This is a genomic window from Pseudomonas sp. KB_15 (assembly GCF_052114525.1).
In the GTDB taxonomy this organism is placed as follows: domain Bacteria; phylum Pseudomonadota; class Gammaproteobacteria; order Pseudomonadales; family Pseudomonadaceae; genus Aquipseudomonas.
The window spans coordinates 1-19,979 of the sequence record NZ_JBFREX010000038.1; the positions used below are offsets into that span (position 1 = coordinate 1).

Consider the following 19,979-nt stretch of genomic DNA (forward strand, 5'->3'; position numbering starts at 1 on the left):
GGTCAGGGCACGTTCGCCTCGAAAGTCGAAATCAGCGGCGACAGCGTAGCTGTAACCCGCGAAATCGACGGCGGCGCGCAGACCGTTTCCCTGAAGCTGCCGGCCATCGTCACCACCGACCTGCGTTTGAACGAGCCGCGCTACGCGTCCCTGCCAAACATCATGAAAGCCAAGAAGAAGCCTCTCGAAGTAGTGACTGCGGACGCTTTGGGCGTTTCCACCGCCTCCACCAACACAACCCTGAAAGTCGAGGCGCCGGCTGCACGCAGCGCGGGTATCAAGGTCAAGTCTGTGGCTGAACTGGTCGAGAAACTGAAAAACGAAGCGAAGGTGATCTGAATGACGATTCTGGTGATTGCTGACTATTGCGATGACAAGCAGGGCAACAAAGTCCTGGCCCCGGCCACGCTGAACACCGTGGCGGCTGCCGCTAAAATCAGTGGTGACATCCACGTTCTGGTGGCCGGCGCATTTGTCGGTGCAGTGGCTGAGGCGGCTGCGAGAATCGCCGGGGTGGCCAAAGTGCTGGTCGCCGACAACGCCGCTTACGCCAATTTGCTGCCGGAAAACGTGGCTCCGCTAATCGCGAATCTGGTCATCGAACAACGCACGATTTACAGCCATGTCCTGGCCTCGGCCACCTCCAACGGCAAAAACATCCTGCCGCGGGTTGCTGCACAACTGGACGTTGACCAGATCTCCGAGATCATCTCGGTTGAAAGCGCTGACACCTTCAAGCGCCCGATCTACGCCGGTAACGCCATCGCGACCGTTCAGTCGAACGCTGCGGTGAAAGTCATCACCGTGCGTGCTACCGGCTTCGACCCGGTGGCCGCTGTTGGTGGTTCGGCTGTCATCGAAGCGGTCGCCACCGTTTACAACGCGGGGAAATCCAGCTTCTTCGGCGAAGAACTGGCCAAGTCCGATCGTCCGGAACTGACCGCTGCCAGGATCGTCGTTTCCGGCGGTCGCGGCATGCAGAACGGCGACAACTTCAAACACCTGTACGCCCTGGCCGACAAGTTGGGCGCTGCCGTCGGTGCTTCCCGCGCCGCGGTCGACGCAGGTTTCGTACCGAACGACATGCAGGTCGGTCAGACCGGCAAGATCGTTGCGCCACAGCTGTACATCGCCGTCGGTATCTCCGGCGCGATCCAGCACCTGGCCGGCATGAAAGACTCCAAAGTGATCGTGGCGATCAACAAGGACGAAGAAGCGCCGATCTTCCAGGTGGCCGATTACGGCCTGGTGGCGGACTTGTTTGAAGCGATCCCCGAAATGGCCGCCCTGGCCTGATCAACGACCGACAGGAGCGATAAACATGAGCAATTCCGATTTTTCAGCCTGGATTGGACGTCGTCAGGAAAGCCAGGACCGAATCAGCTTCAACCTGGTCAAACGAATCGCCGCGACATTGAGCGAAGAGGCACCGCAGCCTGGTGAACCGCTGCCGCCGCTGTGGCACTGGGCGTTCTTTCAGGAGCCAGTTGCCGCCAGCGAACTGGGTCCGGACGGTCATCCGGCGCTCGGCGGTTTCCTGCCACCAGCCCACAACCGCAATCGCATGTGGGCCGGCAGCCGAATCGAGTTCTACCAGCCGTTGAAGGTGGAGTCTGACGTGACCTGTGTATCAACCATTCTCAACGTCGAAGAGAAGCACGGTCGCACGGGTTCCTTGTTGTTTGTCACGGTACGCCATGAGTATTTCCAGGACGGCAAACGCGCTCTTCAAGATGAGCAAGACATCGTCTATCGCGAACCCACTCCTCCCAAACTGAGCGGCACCGAAGCACTCCCTGAAGGCCAATGGCAGGCACGGGTCGAGCCCTCGGCGACCCTGCTGTTCCGCTACTCCGCCGTCACCTTCAATGGCCATCGAATTCACTATGACTGGCCATACGTCACAGAGACCGAAGGTTACCCGGGATTGGTGGTGCATGGCCCTTTGATCGCCACCCTGAATCTGCGTGCCTTTACCAAAGCGCACCCGAACGTGCGCTTGAATCGTTTCACCTTCCGTGGCGTCCGGCCTTTGATTTCGCCTCACCCTTTCGAGGTTGGCGGACGTCTGATAGATAGCGGCAAGGCACAGCTCTGGGCAGGTAATCACGACGGTACAGCGCAGATCGGCGAAGTCGAGTTCAGCGCGGGAGAAACCCCATGAATACGTCCATTGTTCGCTCCGCCCTGTTTGTGCCGGCCACGCGTCCCGAGCGCATACCCAAAGCCATCGCTACCGGTGCGGACCGGGTCATTGTTGATCTGGAGGATGCAGTGCAGGAGAACCTCAAGGAGCAGGCCAGGGATAACCTGGAGCGCTTCTTGAGTGACAATCCGGACGCCCCGATTCTGGTGCGAGTGAATGCCCCTGATCACTGGGCCCACGTGGCAGATCTGGAGCTTTGTCGACGACACGCCGGCGTGATCGGAGTTTTGCTGCCCAAAGCAGAAAGCGCGGAGCACGTCCTCACGGCTGCCAAAACCCAAAGGCCGATCTGGCCCATCATCGAAAGCGCCAAGGGCCTGGCCGACCTCCAGGCGATTGCCCAGGCCCAGGGCGTTGAACGCTTGTCATTCGGCAGCCTTGATCTGGGCCTGGACCTGAACTTGACCACCGGCAGCCATGCCGCCGAAGAGATCCTGAGTCACGCTCGATACGCAGTACTGCTCGCGACTCGGGTGGCTGGCCTCGCTCCGGCGCTGGATGGTGTGTTTCCTTCCATACAGGACACCGTCGGCCTGCACAGCACCGTTCAGTTTGCCCGCGACATGGGGTTTGGTGGCGCGTTATGTATCCATCCGAGTCAGGTGGCAATCATCCATCAGGCGTTAAAACCAAGCCCTGAAGAATTGCTCTGGGCGCAACGCATTATCGAAGCCGCCAGCTCAGGTGAAGGCGTCTTCGTGCTGGACGGGCAAATGGTCGACGCACCGGTCATTGGTCGCGCGCACTCCATTCTGGCGCGCGCGACCTGATTCAGCGGCGGCAGTTTGCTTCGAAGCTGCGCAATCATTCCCACCTCGCAGGATGGTGTCATGACTAACGTTTCCAGCCTTACCCATGCCATTTCGACCAACCCCGCCAATGGCGAGCAGATCGGCCACTACCCCCTTCGAAACACGGCCCCGCCATGCTGACCGCCAAAATGGCACCACCTAATCCATTTCGATCAGGAACAATTCCTTGCGGGTTTGCTTGCGCTTGCCGGCGTACTCGGCGTCGGCAAAGTTCATTTGGTTCATCGGGAAACCAGTGCAACGGGATCGGCGTATTTCACCAGAAACGGGAAGTCTTTTGCAGACCATCCCCAGGGAGGGAGAGTCCTGTAGATTGGAAGTCGGGACGCAGAACAGCAACGACGTGTTCTAAGAATCGCCTGATGTCCATCGACATTTCAGTTGATTAGGCTGCAACGCTCCCTGGCCACCCCGTATAGCCCTTTTCAATGAAGCGTTTAAAACTACAGCGCCCCCTGCTTTCTTTTGTCGCGGCGACGTTGCTGGCCTGCACGTCTGACGCCATGGCCGGGAGTTGCACAGCCATCAAATCCACCACCGAAACCCTTAACTTCGGCGCCAGCCTGGCCAACGGCAGCCTGACGATCCCCGCTGACACGCCCGATGGCACCGTGGTCTACCAGGACACCGTGCAAGGGGCCGCTCATCTCTGGAAGTGCACGCTGGCTTCGCAATATGGCGTACTCCTCAATCCAAAGCTGGGCAACGTAACTGGCTGGGCAACGACCTTCCCTTTAGGCAAAACCGGACTGTCATTCCGCATCTGGATAGAGTCGATGAATCGCTATGAAGGGTCTTTGCAAACGATCTCTGCGAACGCCGCCTATGGCATCGGTTCCGGCGGGGTGCGGCTGGAAATCGTCAAGACTGGCAAGCTGGCTTCGCAGGTCAGGATCGATGCGGGCGCCTTGGGCAGCCTGCAAGACGATGATCTGATCCTGAAGAAATTCAATCTGACCAACCCCATCGTATTGAATGCAGCCTCCTGCCAGACCCCGTCCGTGCCGGTCGCCATGGGTGACGACTATCACCTGCTCGACTTTCGCGAGACTGGCGCGACCCCGCGCACGGTGCGTTTCAATATTGGCTTGAACCAGTGCCAGACCGGCATCAAGAAAGTGACCTACTCGCTCAAGGCCAACACCCCGGTCATCGATTCGGCAAAAGGCATCGTCGCGCTCAATGACAGCTCCACCGCCAAGGGCATCGGCCTGCAATTGATGAATGACGCCGGGCAGCCCATGGCACTGGACACCACCTACCCGTTCGACGCTTTCACCACCACCGGCACCGACTTCAAGATTCCCTTGTCGGCCTCGTATTACCGTCTGGCGACGGATGAACTCAAGGCCGGCAGTGCCAATACCGAAGTCACCTTCATCGTGAACTACCTGTAAAAACTAAGGATCGTCTGATTCTCCCGGCGCCTGGCCACCCCTACAGTGCCGGGATGAGATTAAAGAATTACCTCCATCAGATCAGCCCGATCCTGTCCTCACCCGATGCTGCGCGTCGCCTGTTGCGCATGTTTGCCCTGGTACTGCTGGTGGGCATTCTGGGCGGCGTGTACAGCTTCCTGCTGTTTACCTTCAACAACGAAATCTCCCAGCGCCGCAGCTACATGAGCAGCGCCATCGCCGAGGCCCATACCTTTTTCACCACCCGCGAAGCGTTGCTGGAAAGCCTGAGCCTGTCGGCCACGCGCAAAGCCAAAATAAATGTGCCGGTGTCCGATGAAGAGATCCGCCTGCTGCTGGGACAAACGCCAGGCCAGCAATGGAGCATTTGGCTGACCCAGCGCATGCGCGACTACTTGAAGGCCAAACAGCTCAACCTGATCTACGTCAGCAGCGGTACCGACGCCCAAGTGTCACGGCTGTATAACGTGACCTCGCAGGCTCGCGACTTTCCCCAGGCCATGCTGAACCAGCTGGAAACCCTCAAGCACCACAACACCAGCGCCCTGCAAGAACTCTGGCTGACCCATGCGGCAGACGGGCACTCGCAGCTGTACATCTTTATTCGCCTGGACGAACGCGACATCAACTCCGGCTGGCTCGGCCTGGAAATGGACGACCGCGAAGTGTCCAGTGCCTTGAGCGACCACAGTGCCGGCGAGTTCACCATGTTCAATTCGCAAGGCATGCCGCTCTTCAGCAACAGCCACAAACCACCGCCCGGGCAGCATCTGCCGCTCCTGCGGCAACAGGACTTTTTCGGTTTTGTCGGGGACGACTGGCTGCCCGAGCAGTTGGTGTTGCGCAAGCAATTGAAATCATCGGATTGGCAGCTCACCTACTCCATCGACTTGCTCGCGGTGTTGTCGGCACTGTGGCCGCAAATGCTCGGTGCGCTGGTGTTCTGCCTGCTGAGTATCAGCCTGGTGTGTCTGCTGACCCGGCGTCTGGAACACCGCTTCATTACCCCGGCGATCCACCGCATCCAGGCACTGGTGGAAAGCGAGTTATTCAGCCGCGACGTGATCCAGACCGCCCCCGTGGCGCTGTGCGTGCTGCGGCGCACCGACGGCCAGGTGGTGCTGGAAAACACCCTCGCCCGACAATGGCTGGACGAATGTGGCGAGCAACTGGGCGCCGGCTGGATTCGTGATGCCTTCGACGCTACCGAACCTTGCCTGACCGATTACTTCGAGACCGCCGATGGTCGTCATCTTTATCTGAGCTGCGCGCCCACCCGCTACAACGGCGAAGACGTGTTGCTGTGTGCGTTCAGCGACATCAGTGCGCGCCGGCAAATCGAAGCGGCGCTGGAGCAGGCCCGCCAATCGGCCGACGCCTCCAACGAGGCCAAGACCTTGTTTCTCGCGACCATGAGCCACGAAATCCGCACCCCGCTCTACGGCGTGCTCGGCACTCTGGAATTGCTCGCCCGTACGCAACTCGATACCCGGCAGAAAAGTTACCTGCGCGCCATCGAGGGCTCGTCCGCTACCTTGCTTCAGTTGATTTGCGATGTGCTGGATGTGTCGAAGATCGAGGCCGGACAACTGGCTCTGGAGTTGAGCGAATTTTGCCCGACGACGCTGGCGCAGGAAGTGGTGCAGGGTTACGCGGCAGCGGCGCAGAGCAAAGGCTTGCAACTGTATGCCTGCCTCGACCCGCAACTGCCGGATCGGCTGATGGGGGATGTCAGCCGCGTGCGGCAGATCCTCAACAATCTGCTGAACAACGCGGTCAAGTTCACTGATTCCGGGCGCGTGGTGCTGCGGGTCAAGCAGCAATGTCGCGAAGGCGAACGCGTGTGCCTGCAATGGCAAGTCTCGGACACCGGCAAAGGCATCGCCCATGACGATCAGGCATTCATTTTCGAACCGTTCTACCAGACCGAAGGCAACACCAACGTGGTGGTCGGCACGGGCCTTGGTCTGCCCATTTGCCTGCGTCTGACGCACTTGATGAATGGCACCCTGCGCATGGTCAGCGAGCCCGGACTGGGCAGCAGTTTTTCCCTGTGCGTGCCCTTGGAGCAATCCTCATGCAACGCATCCCCTGCAGCCTTGCCGGCATTGGCAGCGGACATCGTGTATGTGGCCTCGCCCATCCGCGAACTGGCCGACAGTATGAGCGGCTGGTTACGCCGTTGGGGTGCACGCCCGCATCTCGGCGCACCTGACTGCATGGAACCTGGCGTGACGGCTGTGCTGCTTGAGCTGTATCCCGCGCCCTACGAGCAACGCCCGAGCCTGCCATGGCAAGGGCCGCGGGTACTGGCCTGCGGCGACGGTGCCCACGAGCCACAGTTCAGCGGTGATGGCTGGAAGGTCAATCTGAACGATCTGGCCGCGATCCAACGGGCGGTTCGCCAGGCCCAGGGCGGCCAGATTGCCCGGCACCCGGAACAACGAGAACCCCATGCGTTGCTAACGTTGCGCCTGCACATCCTGGTGGCAGAGGACAACGTCATCAATCAACTGATCCTGCGCGATCAGCTCGAAGAGCTTGGCTGCACGGTGGCGTTGGCCAGCGATGGCGAGGAAGCGTTGTCGCTCTGGCACGAAGGTACATTCGACATCGTCCTCACCGACGTCAACATGCCCAGACTCAACGGCTACGACCTGGCCGAAACCCTGCGACGTCAGGGCTGCACCACCCCGATCATCGGCGCCACCGCCAACGCCATGCGCGGTGAAGACGCCCTGTGCCTGGCCGCCGGCATGAATCACTGCCTGGTCAAACCTTTTACGCTGCGAGCCTTGTTCGCTGTCCTGGCTCCCTACGAACGAGTTGCTCATGAAGCCCTGTAGCATTTTGATAGTCGAAGACCACCCCTTCCAGCACCGGTACTTGCAGAACCTGTTCAACGAGTTGGGCGACTTCGACGTCGTGTGCGCCAGGGACGGCGAAGAAGCACTGGCCTGTCTGAAAGAACGCGACTTCGACCTGGCACTCACCGACCTGCTGATGCCGGGCATGGATGGCGTGCAGTTCATACAGGGCCTCGCTGCGCAACGTTCGCGCCCCGCGCTGGCAATCATGAGCGCTGCGTCACGCCGCATGTTGATGGGCGCCAGCCTGGTGGCGAGCAACCTGCAAGTGAAAGTGATCGGACTGATTTCCAAACCGGTGAACACGGCCGCCCTGCGCTGCCTGATCGATCAGTTGCAGGCGCTGCGCCAGACGGTACCGCCCAAGACCGGCGAAGGCATCGACCGCCAAAGTATTTTGCACGCCCTCGACAACGGTGAACTGCAAGCCTGGTTCCAACCCAAGAAAGCCCTGAACAATGGCCGGATCGTAGCCGCTGAAGCGTTGGTGCGCTGGGTTCATCCCGAGCATGGCACACTACTGCCCGGCGCATTCCTGCCGGCGCTGGTCGCCTTTGGCCTCGAAGAGCGCCTGCTGTGGCGCGTGCTGGAACAAGCGATTGCCGCCCAGATCGCCTGGCGGCAGCAGGGTTATGACATTCCGGTTTCGATCAACCTGCCCACGCATTTGCTCAACAGCCACGATCTACCCGACCGCATCCTCGCTTTCGTGCTTGCCCATCAAGGCTTGCCTGCACGGATCTGCTTCGAATTGATGGAATGCTCGGTGCCCGATGACATCAGCAACTTCTACGCCGGTGCCTGCCGCTTGCGGATCAAAGGGTTCGACCTGTCCCAGGATGATTTCGGCAAGGGCTACAGCTCCTACATGAATCTGGTGTCGGCACCCTTCACCGAATTGAAGATCGACCGCACACTGGTGCAAAGTTGCAACGCCAATCAGGAACTGGCCCAGGCGCTGACCAGCATTGTCAGCCTGGGCCGCCAGTTGGGACTGACCGTGGTGGCTGAAGGCGTAGAAACTGCGCAGGAGCTTGCTCTGTTGCGTAAAATCGACTGCACTCAGGTTCAGGGTTTCCTGATCTCCCACGCCGTGTCTTCGGATCAGTTCCAGCAACTGCTGACCCATGACGGACCGGCGARCGCTTATTGACCCGCAAGCGGGTGTTGACGAGCGTCATTTTCTATCGAGGTCACTGTGTCAAAAGGCTCTTACTTCATCGCTGGCCAGGCGCTGTAATGCCACATCCCAATGCCTTCCTGGAGAAACTCGCCAGCAGTTCATCGCGCCTGAACAAGAGCTTGCTGGTGCTCGGCGCTCTGGTGTTGCTGTTGCTGGGTATCAGCTACGTGGGGGTGATGCGCATGATCGAAGAACAGCGCGATACCCTGCAGTTTCATTTTGCCCGGCTGATGGAGAATGTCCGCGAACAGGAAGTGTTCCTGCAGGATATCTCCCGGGAAAGCACAAAGGGCAAACGGCTCCCCATAGCCATGTTGCCACCCTACATGCAAAAACCTCTGCCCGAAGAAGGCCCGAACATTTACGAGGGCCGCGGCCTGCCGTTTTCGCTGCCCTACAGCTTGAAGATCAATCCGCAGAGGATTGCCCCCGATCAATACGTCAAGGTCTTCGCGCTGGGCACCTACCTGGCCGCCTACTACAGCGCGTACTGGTCGGCGTCGCACTATCAGTCGCCCCAGGTCATCCTGATCAATGGGCCCGACAACTTTGATGTGGCCGTGCCGGCCGCCGGGCGTTTGCGCGGTGCGGGACAGATGCAGATTGGCGCGCTTGTCGAGGCGATGACCCAAGTGAACAAGCGCGATCAGAACTCGTCACAGCCCGATTTTCAGGTGCACTGGGAGCCCTACTCATCCGGTCAGGATGACAGGGCCGCGCCGACCCTGTTGGCCTACGTGAACATCAACCTGTCCAGGACCGCACTGACCGTCGAGGGGGCCGACACCCGGGTGGTGCTGGGCTCGCTGCTGAATCTGTCCCAGGTCAATAACATCGAGCGGCTGATGCAGTGGTCGATCTACGACGACTTCACCTTGATTACCCCCACCGGTGTGGTCCTGACCGGCGCCCTGAAACCCGGGCAGACGCTGCACGAGGACGTGAATTTCAACCGCGACGGCCTGGTGTTCAAACTGACCAGTCCCGGCGAGTCACACTGGACGGCGATCTACGTCATCAGTGTCCAGAGTTTCCTCGATTACGCGCTGTGGCCATTGCTGTGCCTGGTCGCACTGGTGGTGGCGATGCTCGGTTGCGGTCGGGCCATCAATCGCTGGTACCGGACCCGGGTCATCCTGCCCGCCCAAAGCGCGCACGCCAGCATCGCCGAAAGCGAGGCGTTCAGCCGCGCGGTCATCGACACGGCGCCGACCGGCCTGTGCGTGATCCGTCGCAGCGACCACCGCGTGCTTCTGGAAAACCAGCGCGCCCAGCAATGGCACGACACCCGCGAACTCATAAGCCTGCTCAACCAGCAGCCGCCGACCGAATCCGGCCACGCGGACCTAGAGATTGACCGGCGCCACCTGCACGTCGCCTTCGTGCCCACCCGCTATCAGGGCCAGGATGCCTGGTTGTGTGCGTTGCATGACGTGACCCGGCATATCGAAGACGCGGCGGCACTGGAAGATGCGCGTCAGGCCGCTGACTCGGCGAATCAGGCCAAGAGCCGGTTCCTCGCCACCATGAGCCATGAGATTCGTACCCCTCTGTATGGCGTACTGGGCACCCTGGAACTGCTCGGCCTGACCCCGCTCGCCCCGCGCCAGCAGGATTACCTGCACACCATCCAGCGATCCTCCGCCACGTTGTTCCAACTGATCAGCGATGTGCTGGATGTCTCGAAGATCGAAGCCGGGCAGATGACCCTCGAGCTTCAGGATTTCTGCCCGCTGGAGCTGACCGAAGACACCGTGCGCACCTACAGCGCCTTCGCCCGGTCCAAGGGCCTGCAACTCTATGCCTGCATCGAGGCGACGCTGCCGGATCGGCTGCACGGTGACCCGTTACGGATTCGCCAGATCCTCAACAATCTGCTGAGCAACGCGATCAAGTTCACCGACAACGGCCGCGTAGTGCTACGGGTACGGGTGCTGGAAAGCGTCGACGGCCGCGTCAACGTGCAGTGGCAGGTCAGCGATTCGGGGGTGGGGATTTCCCTGGGGCAACAACAGCAACTGTTCGCCCCCTTCTATCAGGTCAACGATGCCACCGAACAGGCCGGTGCCGGTCTGGGCCTGGCCATTTGCAAATGGCTGTGCGAATTGATGGCGGGCCAGTTGAACGTGGTCAGCGAACCCGGACTGGGCAGCAGCTTCACCCTGCAACTCGCGCTGGAGCGAGCGCCCGGCGGTCTGGCCGATTGCCCCGCATTCAGCCCCGGCACCCCCGCCGTCTATGTGCGCGCGCAGGTCACTGAGCTGGCACAACACCTCATCGCCTGGCTCAACCGTTTTGGCCTCGACTGCCGCCCGCTAACGGTCGATACGCCAGCGCCATCGGCGCTGCTGGTGGAGCTTTCACCACTTGCCAACAGGCCGCCCTGGCCCGGCCAAAGGATCATCGCCACACCGGACGGCCCTAACCCGTCGCAGTTGCGCGGTACCGACCGGGAAGTCGACGCCCACGATGTACGCGCCATTGCCTGGGCCATTTACCTGGCACAACACGGCGCCAGTACCGACAGCCGTCCTTTGCAGCCAGAAAAGACCCGGCGCTTGAATCTGCAGGTAATGGTGGCGGAAGACAACGTGATCAACTCGGCAATCATCAAGGAGCAATTGGAAGTGCTGGGCTGCTCGGTGGTGGTCGCGGCCAATGGCGAACAGGCCCTGGCGCAGTGGTTGCCCGGGCGCTTCGACCTGGTGCTGACCGACGTGAACATGCCTGTCATGAACGGCTACCAATTGGCCGAGGCGCTGCGTCAACAGGATGAAACGTTGCCGATTATCGGCGTCACCGCCAATGCCCTGCGCGAAGAAGGCGAACGCTGCGCCGCCGTCGGCATGAACGCCTGGATGGTCAAGCCGCTGAACCTCGCCACCTTGCGTGCGCACCTGGAGAAACATTGCAAAATTGCCATACCCGCCGCCATCGCCATGCCAACACAGCTGTCGCCGAAAATGCGCGAACTGTTTGTCACGACCCTGCGCCAGGACATACACGCCACATTGACTGCGCTGGACAGCGCCGATGCCAATAGAGTGGCGCAGCAACTGCACAGCATGGCCGGTGCGTTGGGTGCGGTGCAGATCGATGCCATGGCCACTACGTTTGTCGAGCTGGAGTGTCGTTTGAACGGCATGGCCGTGACGACCGCCCTGAACCTGGAAGTCCGCCAGAATCTCACTCGGTTGAATGATTTACTGGATACCCTCGAATAATTTCACTCTGGATAATCACCCATGGAAACCCTCAATGTTGTCATTGCCGATGACCATCCCATTGTACTGGTGGGGGTACGTGAGCTGGTTGAGCGTGACGAACGCTTTCGCGTGGTGGGCGAAGCCGTTTGCTCCAACGAGCTGATCAACCTGCTCGAAAACAGACAGGTGGACCTGGTCATCACCGATTTCAATATGCCCGGCGACTCGCCCTACGGTGACGGCCTGAAACTGGTGGAATACCTGACGCGGCGCTTCCCCACAGTCCGTGTGCTGGTGCTGACCATGATTTCTAACCCCTTGATCCTGACGCGCCTGCAAGAACTCGGGGTTCTGGCCATCATCCAGAAAAACCAGCTGCATATCGAAATCGAAGCGGCGCTCAAGGCCATTGCCCGGGGCAACCCGGTTCGCAGCAACGGGCAGCCGCCGACGTCAGTGATTGACGACGGCGCTGACCTGGACGAGCGATTTACCCGGCTGTCACCCAAGGAACACGAAATACTGCGTTTATTTGTCTCTGGATTAGGCGTCAACGAGATTGCACGGGGATTAAACAGAAGTGCCAAGACCATCAGCACTCAGAAAATATCAGCCATGCGTAAACTTGAAGTCAGCAGCGATCGGGACTTACTGACTTACTGCATAGAACGCAACTTATTCAACTAGCAGGAGACTTCACCAAACTTCAAACTGGCTTCTAGGAATCGTCTGATGTTCCACCAGGAGTCAGCGCTATATCGTGTTGTTTTAACCCCACCGATGGTAAACAACATGAAAAAGCTGTCTCGCGCACTTCTCGCCCTTTCGATATTCGCCGCTGCAGGTAATGCCCTGGCAGCCGACCCACCGGTTAAGCCAACCAAGGCCGGCAGCGGCACCATCAACTTCACCGGCACCATCAACAACGATGCCTGCTCCGTTGAAGGTGCTGCAAAGAACAAAAACATTTCGGTAGCCATGGGTGAAGTGTCGATCAAGGACATGGGTACGGCCACCGCGCCTAAAGGCAACGGCACGCTGAGCGTCGAAAACTTCGACATGAAGATCAACTGCAACGCCGGTACCAAGGTGGCCATGATTTTCGAACCCACCAAAGGTGCAGGTTCGGGCATCGTTACCGGTACCAAAGTGCTGAAGCTGATCGACGGCATKGGCGCCGCCAAGAACATTGGTATCGCCTTGCTTGACGCTAACGGTGCATTGATCGACCTGAGTTCGCCGACCACGGCGAAGATCGAAAACACCCTGCAAGACAGCAACACCACGCTGAAATTCTCGGCCGCCTACGTCACCACCATCGATGCGGCATCGGCCGTTGCCGGTCGTGGCGATGCCACCCTGCCGTTCACGCTGCAATACGAATAACCCGCGCGAACACTCAAGTCTGGTGCAGGGCCGGACGGCTCTGCATTTTCATTCAATTGCGCGGTAACCATCATGTTTTATCGTCACTCACTGTCCTTTTATGTGGGGCTGCTGGGCCTGCTCGTGGTCAATCAGGCCATGGCCGGCATTTCATTGAGCAGCACCCGCCTGGTATTCGACGGCCAGCACAAAGAAGCCGGTATCACCGTGCGTAATAGCGGTGAAGATGTATTGATCCAGTCCTGGATCGACACCGATACCAGCGAAATCAGCGCTGTACCGTTTGCCGTCACGCCGCCACTGGTGCGCGTCAGCGGCGACGAACAGCAAATATTGCGGGTGATCTACGAAGGCACGGGCATGCCGACTGACCGGGAGTCGGTGGTGTGGCTTAACGTGCAGGAAATCCCTCAAGCGGCGAAAACCCAGAACACATTGCAGCTTGCCGTGCGCCAGCGCATCAAGGTGTTCTTTCGCCCGGCGGGACTGAAAAACAACGCCTATCTTGCGCCGACCGAATTGACGTGGCGGTTGGCCGAGCGCGCCGGCAAGAGCATGCTAGTGGTGAATAACCCCGGACAGTATCATGTGTCGATTGCCGATATAACGCTGCAATCCGGCGCACTCAGCGAACACCCCTTTGATTCGATGATGATCGCACCCGGCGAACGAAAAGAGTTCAGTCTCAAACAACTCCACCACGCCAATACACCACGCTTGTTATTTAGCAGCATTAATGACTATGGCGCACAAGACCGTTATGGCGCGCAACTTTCCAACAGTGCCGATTCCAGGGCCAGTTTGAATAAAGAATCCCCATAACTCGCGTGCCGCTTTCACAGCCGCACTTTCACTGTATTTCTCTTCGCTCCGTTAAATCGTATCGGAGGTGATATAGGGTTCCTGCATGTTTTTACTCAAGCGCGACGGATTGGCGCCTTTATCGATTGCGCTGGTTTTCAGTTCTGCCTGCCTGGCTGAAAGCGATGAACAGTTCAATACATCGTTTCTGCAAGGCGCATCGTCCTTTGTCGACCTGCAATCACTGCTCGCCACCAGTCGCGTACTTCCCGGTATTTACCGGGTTGATCTATACGGCAACGAGACCCTGGTCGGCCGTCGCGATATCGACTTCCGCCGCAACCCCGGCACGGGCAAGGTCGAGGCCTGTCTGACCCGGGAGATGGTGCAGCAATTGGGTGTCGACATTGGCAAACTGCAAGCCACCGGCAAACTTGTCGGCGATGACCCGAACGCCTGCATCGACCTGCCCGCGCTGATCGATCACGCCTACGTGCGTTACGACGTGCCACGCCTGCGTCTGCTGGTCAGCGTGCCGCAACGCGCCATGGAGCGCGGCCGGCGCGGTTATGTCGACCCGGCCCTGTGGGACGAAGGCGTGCCCGCAGCGTTTATCAACTACCAGTTGAGCAGCAGCCGCAACAGCACCCAGGCTGAAAACACCCTGTCCAATAACGTCGGCTTGCGCAACGGTATCAATCTGGGCGCCTGGCGGTTGCGTAACGAATCGAACTTCAACAGCAGCACCGGCCGCCCCAACACCTTCAAAAGCAACCGCAGCTACCTGCAACATGACGTGACCGCCTTGAAGGGCCAGTTCAGTGCCGGGGATATTTTCTCGGATACCGACCTGTTCGACAGTGTGCGCTATCGCGGCCTGAAACTGGCTTCCGACGACGGCATGCGTGCCGACAGCGAGCGCGGTTATGCGCCGATCATTCGCGGCATTGCGCAATCCAGCGCCACCGTGGAGATTCGCCAGAACAACTACATCCTCTACACCGCCAATGTGCCGCCGGGCCCGTTCGAGATCAGCGATATCTACCCCAGCGGCTCCAACGGTGACCTGGAAGTGACGATTATCGAAGCCGATGGTCGGCGCCGGGTGACGGTGCAAGCGTTTTCCAGCCTGCCGATCATGGTGCGCCAGGGCCAGTTGAAGTACAGCGTCTCGGCCGGCCAGTACAACAGCAACAGCGATGATCAGAAGTCACCGCAGTTTGTCAGCAGCACCCTGGCTTATGGCGTCAGCAGCAACCTGTCCGGGATCGTCGGGGTACAGGCGACGGAGAATTTCCAGGCGTTGTCCGTGGGTGCGGGTCGCAACACGCCCATCGGTGCTGTCTCGCTGGACGTGACCCACTCCAGCAGTCGCACCTTCGGTCAGGCGGACAAGGGCAACAGCTTGCGCGCCCTGTATGCCAAGACCTTTACCAGCACCGACACCAATTTCACGCTCGCCGCCTACCGCTACTCGACCGAGGGCTATCGCACCCTCACCGAGCACGTCGAGGAACTGAGCAGCGATGGCCAGAAACGCACCGGCAACTCGAAAACCCGCACCGACCTGACCGTCAACCAGAGCCTGGGGCGCAACCAGCAATATGGCAGCCTCTACGTGAACGCCAGCGACCAGCGTTACTGGGGGCGCGGCGGTTCGCAAAGCCTGTCGGCGGGTTACAGTAACTATTGGGGTGATCTGAGTTACAACATCGGGGCCACGTACTCCAAGGATGTCGGCAACTACGGGCCGTCGAACAATGACACGCTGGTCAACCTGTCCGTGTCGTTCCCGCTGGGCTCAAAGCCCCGTGCACCACGGGCCTTTGTGTCCGCCAGCACGCAGAAAGGCGACGACACCACCCAAGTGGGCATCAACGGCTATCTGTCAGAAGACAGCGACACCTATTACTCGGTACAAGGCGGGAACAGCAGCACCGGCGGCAGCACCGGTTCGGTCAACCTCAGCACCCGCACTTCGGTGATGGACATCAGTGCCGGCTACAGCCAGGGACGCGGGTACAACTCGCAGAACCTTAACCTGGCAGGTTCGGTCGTGGGCCATGCCGGCGGGATCAACCTGGGACAAACCGTGGGCGAGACATTCGCACTGGCACAGGTCGAAGGGGTGGCAGGCGTGAAAATCGGCAGCTTCTCCGGGGCGAAAACCGCCAGTAACGGCTTCGCGGTGGTGCCCAACGCGCAACCCTATCGCGTGAACTGGATCAACCTGGACACCCGTGATCTGGGTGGCGATATCGAGATCGAAAACGCGACCCGGCAAGTGGTGCCACGACGCGGTGCAGTAGTGCTGGCACGTTACGCTAGCAAGACCGGGCGACGCGTGCAGTTCGCCTTGTTCGACGCCCGGCACCAGCCAATCCCGTTTGGCGCGACGCTCGAGGACAGTACTGGCAAGCAGTTAGCGATCTCTGACCCTGGCGGCAAGGCACTGGCGTTGGTTGAAGTAGACGTAGGCACCCTCATCATCAACTGGCAGGGCCAACGGTGTGAGGCGCCTTATGCGTTGCCGAAACGCAATAAGGCGCTGAACTATGAGCGGGTGTCGCTGGTGTGTGGCCCCTCTCAAAAATCGCGCTTGTAAAAGATGTCCAGCGAACTGGCGACGCCGCTGGCGGCTTCCAGGTAGACCTTTTTGCTCAGCTTGTAGCGCAAGGCAATGGTGTTGGCCGGCTCGAACACACCTACGCCTTAACGACGGGTGTTGTCGCGAGTCACGGCTTGCAGATAGCGATCCAGATCGATCGTAGGAAATGAACCTGTTTTGACCGACTGTAGGAGCGAGCTCGCTCCGGGCGGCGCTCCGACGATGATCGTTAACGATGACGCTGGTTGGCAGGTGCCCCGCGGCGGTCTCGGGGGTTTTCGCGAGCAGGCTCGCTCCTACAGGGTTTGTGTACGGAAATAGCGCGAAGAATACCTCGAAACTGCGATCACACGGGGTAATGGGACAGATGCGCCTGCACAAAGCAAAAAACCTCGATAGCGCCGCTACTATCTCCATAAATGGGGCATTACACCCACCCAACCGGGCGTTTACCACCTGATTTGAGGAATATTCCCCCCTGACCCTTTCCCTCGCTTGAAATGCTCAGAATCAGCTTGTTAATTGATTTGAACTTTTTCTTCGCCCTATTGAAATGGCTCATTAGTTGCTTCCCCCCGTGGTACCCACAACAACTGTCGTCCCGGACATCATGGAGACGGCGGAGCTTGCCAGATTCGGCATGACGCGAGGGGTGAAAAATGAAACGCGCGACACCATCATCCAGCTCCATCGCCTTGCTACTCAGGTCAAGCCCCCCCTGTGCGCATCTGGCCGAAGATCATCCCGCCGGTGATCCTGATGTACACCTTCTGGAGCTATTACGTGCTCCGCGCAAAAGTGAGAATTGGTGATGGCTTCCACTGATAGATCAATTGCTCGAATCACGAAAAGGCCGATAGCCCTTTACAAGCAGCTCGCTCAGTTGAGCCTGATGTTTATTGCGTTGCTGATTATGCTGGCATTGTCCGCTGCACTGGCGATGGAGTTGACCTTTGGAGCGCTCTGACGTGTCCGGTAAATGAACATGGCCACAGTAGTAAGTGCCGTGATTTCCAGTCTCGCGCCAAGTGTGTTCGACCAGAACGGCCTGCAAGAACCCGGCGCGCATGTCCCGGCCGTCGAATACCACTGCGGGATGGACATCGATGTGAAGAAGGTGCTGGCCTGGCGCCTGTGCATGGTGCCAAAAAACTAAACATTACTCCTCGTTCAACGCATCGATGATAGGGCAAGCGGTTCCTCCGCCAACATCGCATTGCCGCACCAGCCCGCCCAGCACCTGCTGCATTGCTGCAAGGTCGGCCATCTTTTGCTCGATCAGGGCCAGCTTATGCACGGCCAGTGCCCGAGTCTCGCTACAAGTGCAGGCCGCATCCAGCGTCAGCAGTGCGCCCACTTCATCCAGCGTGAAGCCCAGCGCCTGTGCCCGTTTGATAAAGCGCAGCCGTTTGACCTGTTCCGGTAGATAGCACCGATAACCAACGAGCGGCTTTGGCGGCTCATCCAGCAAGCCGCGTCGCTGGTAATAGCGAATAGTCTCGATGTTCACCCCGGCAGCTTCCGCCAACCTGCCGATACTCATTCCTGTCGCCATCACACGCCCCTTGATTCTGTACCCAGGTACGGAGTGTAGAGTGACTCTAGGCTAGATCGATTCAATGGAGAAGACGATGGTTCAACAAATCGGCAAAGGTTCGCTGGTCAAAGCGACGACGAATGCGGGCTATCCCTCCACCGTGCACAAATGAGGCAGATATGAGCGCCGTCATCCTCGAATCCGTGTTGACCTGCCCGCATTGCAGTTTCGCCAAGCGCGAAGCCATGCCCACAGATGCCTGTCAGTTTTTCTACGAATGTGGCAATTGCAGGACTCTGCTACGCCCAAATCCCGGTGACTGCTGTGTGTTCTGCTCGTTTGGCTCGATGAAGTGCCCGCCGATCCAGGAGCAGCGCGGATGCTGTGACAACCGGACGAATGCTCCCCCACAAGTGGGAAATCCCATTTGTGGGGGGGAGATTTAGGGTCAGCTTTCGTCTGAAGGAAGTAGCCTGGAACGCAGCGCTAAAGGCCCAAGGCTGGCGCCCAAGCGTCTTCCACTCAAATGGCTTGATTATTGCCTTATTGCTCATACGAGCTCCCAACTTACCAGGCACCCATGTAAAAACAGCGGTTATGGGAGGTGTGTCATGTGGAATCAGCCTCTGATGCTTGTGGTGATCTACCTCACCATCACCCTCAGCATCGGTTGGTTGTGGTCCACTGCTATCCTGTATTGGCTTTGATCCAATGGGAAAAGTGAATCACCACCTGATCTTATGAACACAAATGACCGGCAGCTTCACGCCCTGAGGAAGTCAGTCAACCTGAATCAAGACTCTTGAAGATCGAGAAACACAAGAACACTAACCTATTGAAATTAAACAATTATTCGCCAGACCTGAATCCGTCGACTGTAACAGGTCCATTCGAATTCCATCGCCTGCGCCATCTTTATACGACAAAGCCCTGATTTTCAGGGCTTTGTCGTTTCCGGGGTCTGGAAAACCCTCCAGGCCCTCCCAACTTCAGCCCACACCCTGGATAAGCCCTACGCAACGGGAAACTATCGGCCATCAGCAGAATTGACAGCGAACCCCGCCATTACGCAGTGGTCATAACTGCTGATGGCATCGCAAATGAACAGTGGCCCCGGGCCAAGGCCGCAGACCAAGGTCGCGGACCAACTTCACTCACGAGCGATGCTTACGATTCACACACTTTAGGGTGCACCGGATAACCTCAGTGGGTTCGGTTCCTGCCTGACGCAGGCGCTTGCCGCTGCTCTCATCCAATGCTCCCTCAGCGGAGTACGCAAATGACTCAATCAATGCGGTTCTTCCTGTCGATGGTCCTCGCGACTGCATCATTGGCATCGGCTGGTTTCCTGAACAATGCCGGAGCGGCCACCGCCGAGGATCTGAATGCCGACTCTCGACAAGCGTTGCAAACGCTCTACAAGACCCATCCATTTTCCGAAACCATCTCGCACAAAGCCAAAGCCGTGCTTGTTTTTCCGAACATCATCAAGGCGGGGCTTGTGTTCGGCGGCAGCTATGGCGAAGGCGTATTAATGAAAGGCGCGAAAGTCGAGAATTACTACAACTCCGTCAGCGGGTCATGGGGGCTGCAGGCAGGTGCCCAATCGTATGGCTATGCGGTTTTCCTGATGACCGATAAAGCTGTGAAATACGTTACTGAAACCAAAGGCTGGGAAATCGGTGTGGGGCCAACGGTTGTTGTAGTGGATGAAGGGGTGGCGAAGAACCTGTCCAGCTCGACGCTGAAAGACGATGCGTACGCGTTCATCTTCGATCAGCAAGGATTGATGGCGGGGGTCAGTATCGAGGGAACGAAGATTTCTCTGATCAAGCGCTAAAGTCAGCCGTTTGATTGGCCATCGGGAGCGTGATGGCGGCCTTTGCCAACGCGGATGAAGTTTTCCGTTTAGGCTAGGCTGTCCTCACTCCTGGCGCACAGACACACTGGGTGAT

Annotated in this window: 16 protein-coding genes and 2 pseudogenes; 16 read left to right on the forward strand and 2 right to left on the reverse strand. The window is 58.8% G+C overall.

What is annotated here, in order from left to right; translation table 11 throughout:
- The 12 genes from AB4Z35_RS22995 to AB4Z35_RS23050 all read left to right on the forward strand — a co-directional run.
- Positions 1 to 339, forward strand: a 339-nt coding sequence (locus AB4Z35_RS22995) for an electron transfer flavoprotein subunit beta/FixA family protein (protein WP_442099586.1), incomplete at its 5' end; no start/stop codon positions are given.
- Positions 340 to 1,296, forward strand: coding sequence for an electron transfer flavoprotein subunit alpha/FixB family protein (locus tag AB4Z35_RS23000; protein WP_442099587.1), 957 nt, complete (start codon positions 340 to 342; stop codon positions 1,294 to 1,296). It abuts the gene before it with no gap.
- Positions 1,297 to 1,321: 25 nt separating this feature from the next.
- Positions 1,322 to 2,164: an FAS1-like dehydratase domain-containing protein gene (locus AB4Z35_RS23005; RefSeq protein ID WP_442099588.1), complete on the forward strand. Its 843-nt coding sequence runs from the start codon at positions 1,322 to 1,324 to the stop codon at positions 2,162 to 2,164.
- Positions 2,161 to 2,976 carry an HpcH/HpaI aldolase/citrate lyase family protein gene (locus AB4Z35_RS23010; protein WP_108228090.1) on the forward strand — a complete coding sequence of 272 codons (816 nt, stop codon included), beginning with the start codon at positions 2,161 to 2,163 and terminating at the stop codon, positions 2,974 to 2,976. The genes AB4Z35_RS23005 and AB4Z35_RS23010 overlap by 4 nt, the downstream gene beginning before the upstream one ends.
- A gap of 470 nt (positions 2,977 to 3,446) precedes the next feature.
- Positions 3,447 to 4,415 (forward strand): fimbrial protein, encoded by a 969-nt coding sequence (locus tag AB4Z35_RS23015; RefSeq protein ID WP_442099589.1) that lies wholly within the window; start codon positions 3,447 to 3,449, stop codon positions 4,413 to 4,415.
- 53 nt (positions 4,416 to 4,468) lie between these two features.
- Positions 4,469 to 7,282, forward strand: coding sequence for a response regulator (locus AB4Z35_RS23020; RefSeq protein ID WP_442099591.1), 2,814 nt, complete (start codon positions 4,469 to 4,471; stop codon positions 7,280 to 7,282).
- Positions 7,269 to 8,456, forward strand: coding sequence for an EAL domain-containing response regulator (locus AB4Z35_RS23025; RefSeq protein ID WP_442099592.1), 1,188 nt, complete (start codon positions 7,269 to 7,271; stop codon positions 8,454 to 8,456). Before AB4Z35_RS23020 ends, AB4Z35_RS23025 begins: the two co-directional genes overlap by 14 nt.
- 86 nt (positions 8,457 to 8,542) lie before the next feature.
- Positions 8,543 to 11,710 (forward strand): ATP-binding protein, encoded by a 3,168-nt coding sequence (locus AB4Z35_RS23030; RefSeq protein WP_442099593.1) that lies wholly within the window; start codon positions 8,543 to 8,545, stop codon positions 11,708 to 11,710.
- A 21-nt stretch (positions 11,711 to 11,731) separates the two neighbouring features.
- Positions 11,732 to 12,379, forward strand: a complete 648-nt coding sequence (locus AB4Z35_RS23035) for a response regulator (protein WP_442099594.1) — start codon at positions 11,732 to 11,734, stop codon at positions 12,377 to 12,379.
- Positions 12,380 to 12,484: 105 nt separating this feature from the next.
- A complete protein-coding gene (locus tag AB4Z35_RS23040; RefSeq protein ID WP_442099595.1) occupies positions 12,485 to 13,078 on the forward strand; it encodes a fimbrial protein in 594 nt (197 codons plus the stop codon).
- Between the two features lie 72 nt (positions 13,079 to 13,150).
- Positions 13,151 to 13,900, forward strand: a complete 750-nt coding sequence (locus tag AB4Z35_RS23045; protein ID WP_442099596.1) for a fimbrial biogenesis chaperone — start codon at positions 13,151 to 13,153, stop codon at positions 13,898 to 13,900.
- Positions 13,901 to 13,985: 85 nt separating this feature from the next.
- Complete coding sequence (locus AB4Z35_RS23050; protein ID WP_442099597.1) at positions 13,986 to 16,484, forward strand: fimbria/pilus outer membrane usher protein; 2,499 nt, start codon at positions 13,986 to 13,988, stop codon at positions 16,482 to 16,484.
- Here AB4Z35_RS23050 and AB4Z35_RS23055 read toward each other — a convergent pair.
- Positions 16,466 to 16,591 (reverse strand): annotated as a pseudogene (locus AB4Z35_RS23055) (hypothetical protein); the annotation flags it as partial. The gene AB4Z35_RS23050 and the pseudogene AB4Z35_RS23055 sit on opposite strands and share 19 nt — an antisense overlap.
- A 707-nt stretch (positions 16,592 to 17,298) precedes the next feature.
- On the opposite strand from AB4Z35_RS23055, the gene AB4Z35_RS23060 reads away from it, so the two are divergent.
- Both AB4Z35_RS23060 and AB4Z35_RS23065 read left to right on the forward strand, forming a co-directional pair.
- On the forward strand, positions 17,299 to 17,454 hold the full coding sequence (locus AB4Z35_RS23060) for a hypothetical protein (protein WP_178087109.1): 156 nt from the start codon (positions 17,299 to 17,301) through the stop codon (positions 17,452 to 17,454).
- A gap of 12 nt (positions 17,455 to 17,466) precedes the next feature.
- Positions 17,467 to 17,610: pseudogene (locus tag AB4Z35_RS23065) on the forward strand (DUF2790 domain-containing protein); the annotation flags it as partial.
- A gap of 36 nt (positions 17,611 to 17,646) precedes the next feature.
- Here the strand turns inward: AB4Z35_RS23065 and merR are convergent.
- Positions 17,647 to 18,042 (reverse strand): Hg(II)-responsive transcriptional regulator, encoded by a 396-nt coding sequence (gene merR, locus AB4Z35_RS23070; RefSeq protein ID WP_442099598.1) that lies wholly within the window; start codon positions 18,040 to 18,042, stop codon positions 17,647 to 17,649.
- Between the two features lie 161 nt (positions 18,043 to 18,203).
- On the opposite strand from merR, the gene AB4Z35_RS23075 reads away from it, so the two are divergent.
- Positions 18,204 to 18,470, forward strand: coding sequence for a GDCCVxC domain-containing (seleno)protein (locus tag AB4Z35_RS23075; RefSeq protein WP_442099600.1), 267 nt, complete (start codon positions 18,204 to 18,206; stop codon positions 18,468 to 18,470).
- Between the two features lie 833 nt (positions 18,471 to 19,303).
- Positions 19,304 to 19,864, forward strand: a complete 561-nt coding sequence (locus AB4Z35_RS23080; RefSeq protein ID WP_442099602.1) for a YSC84-related protein — start codon at positions 19,304 to 19,306, stop codon at positions 19,862 to 19,864.
- Positions 19,865 to 19,979 lie beyond the last annotated feature (115 nt).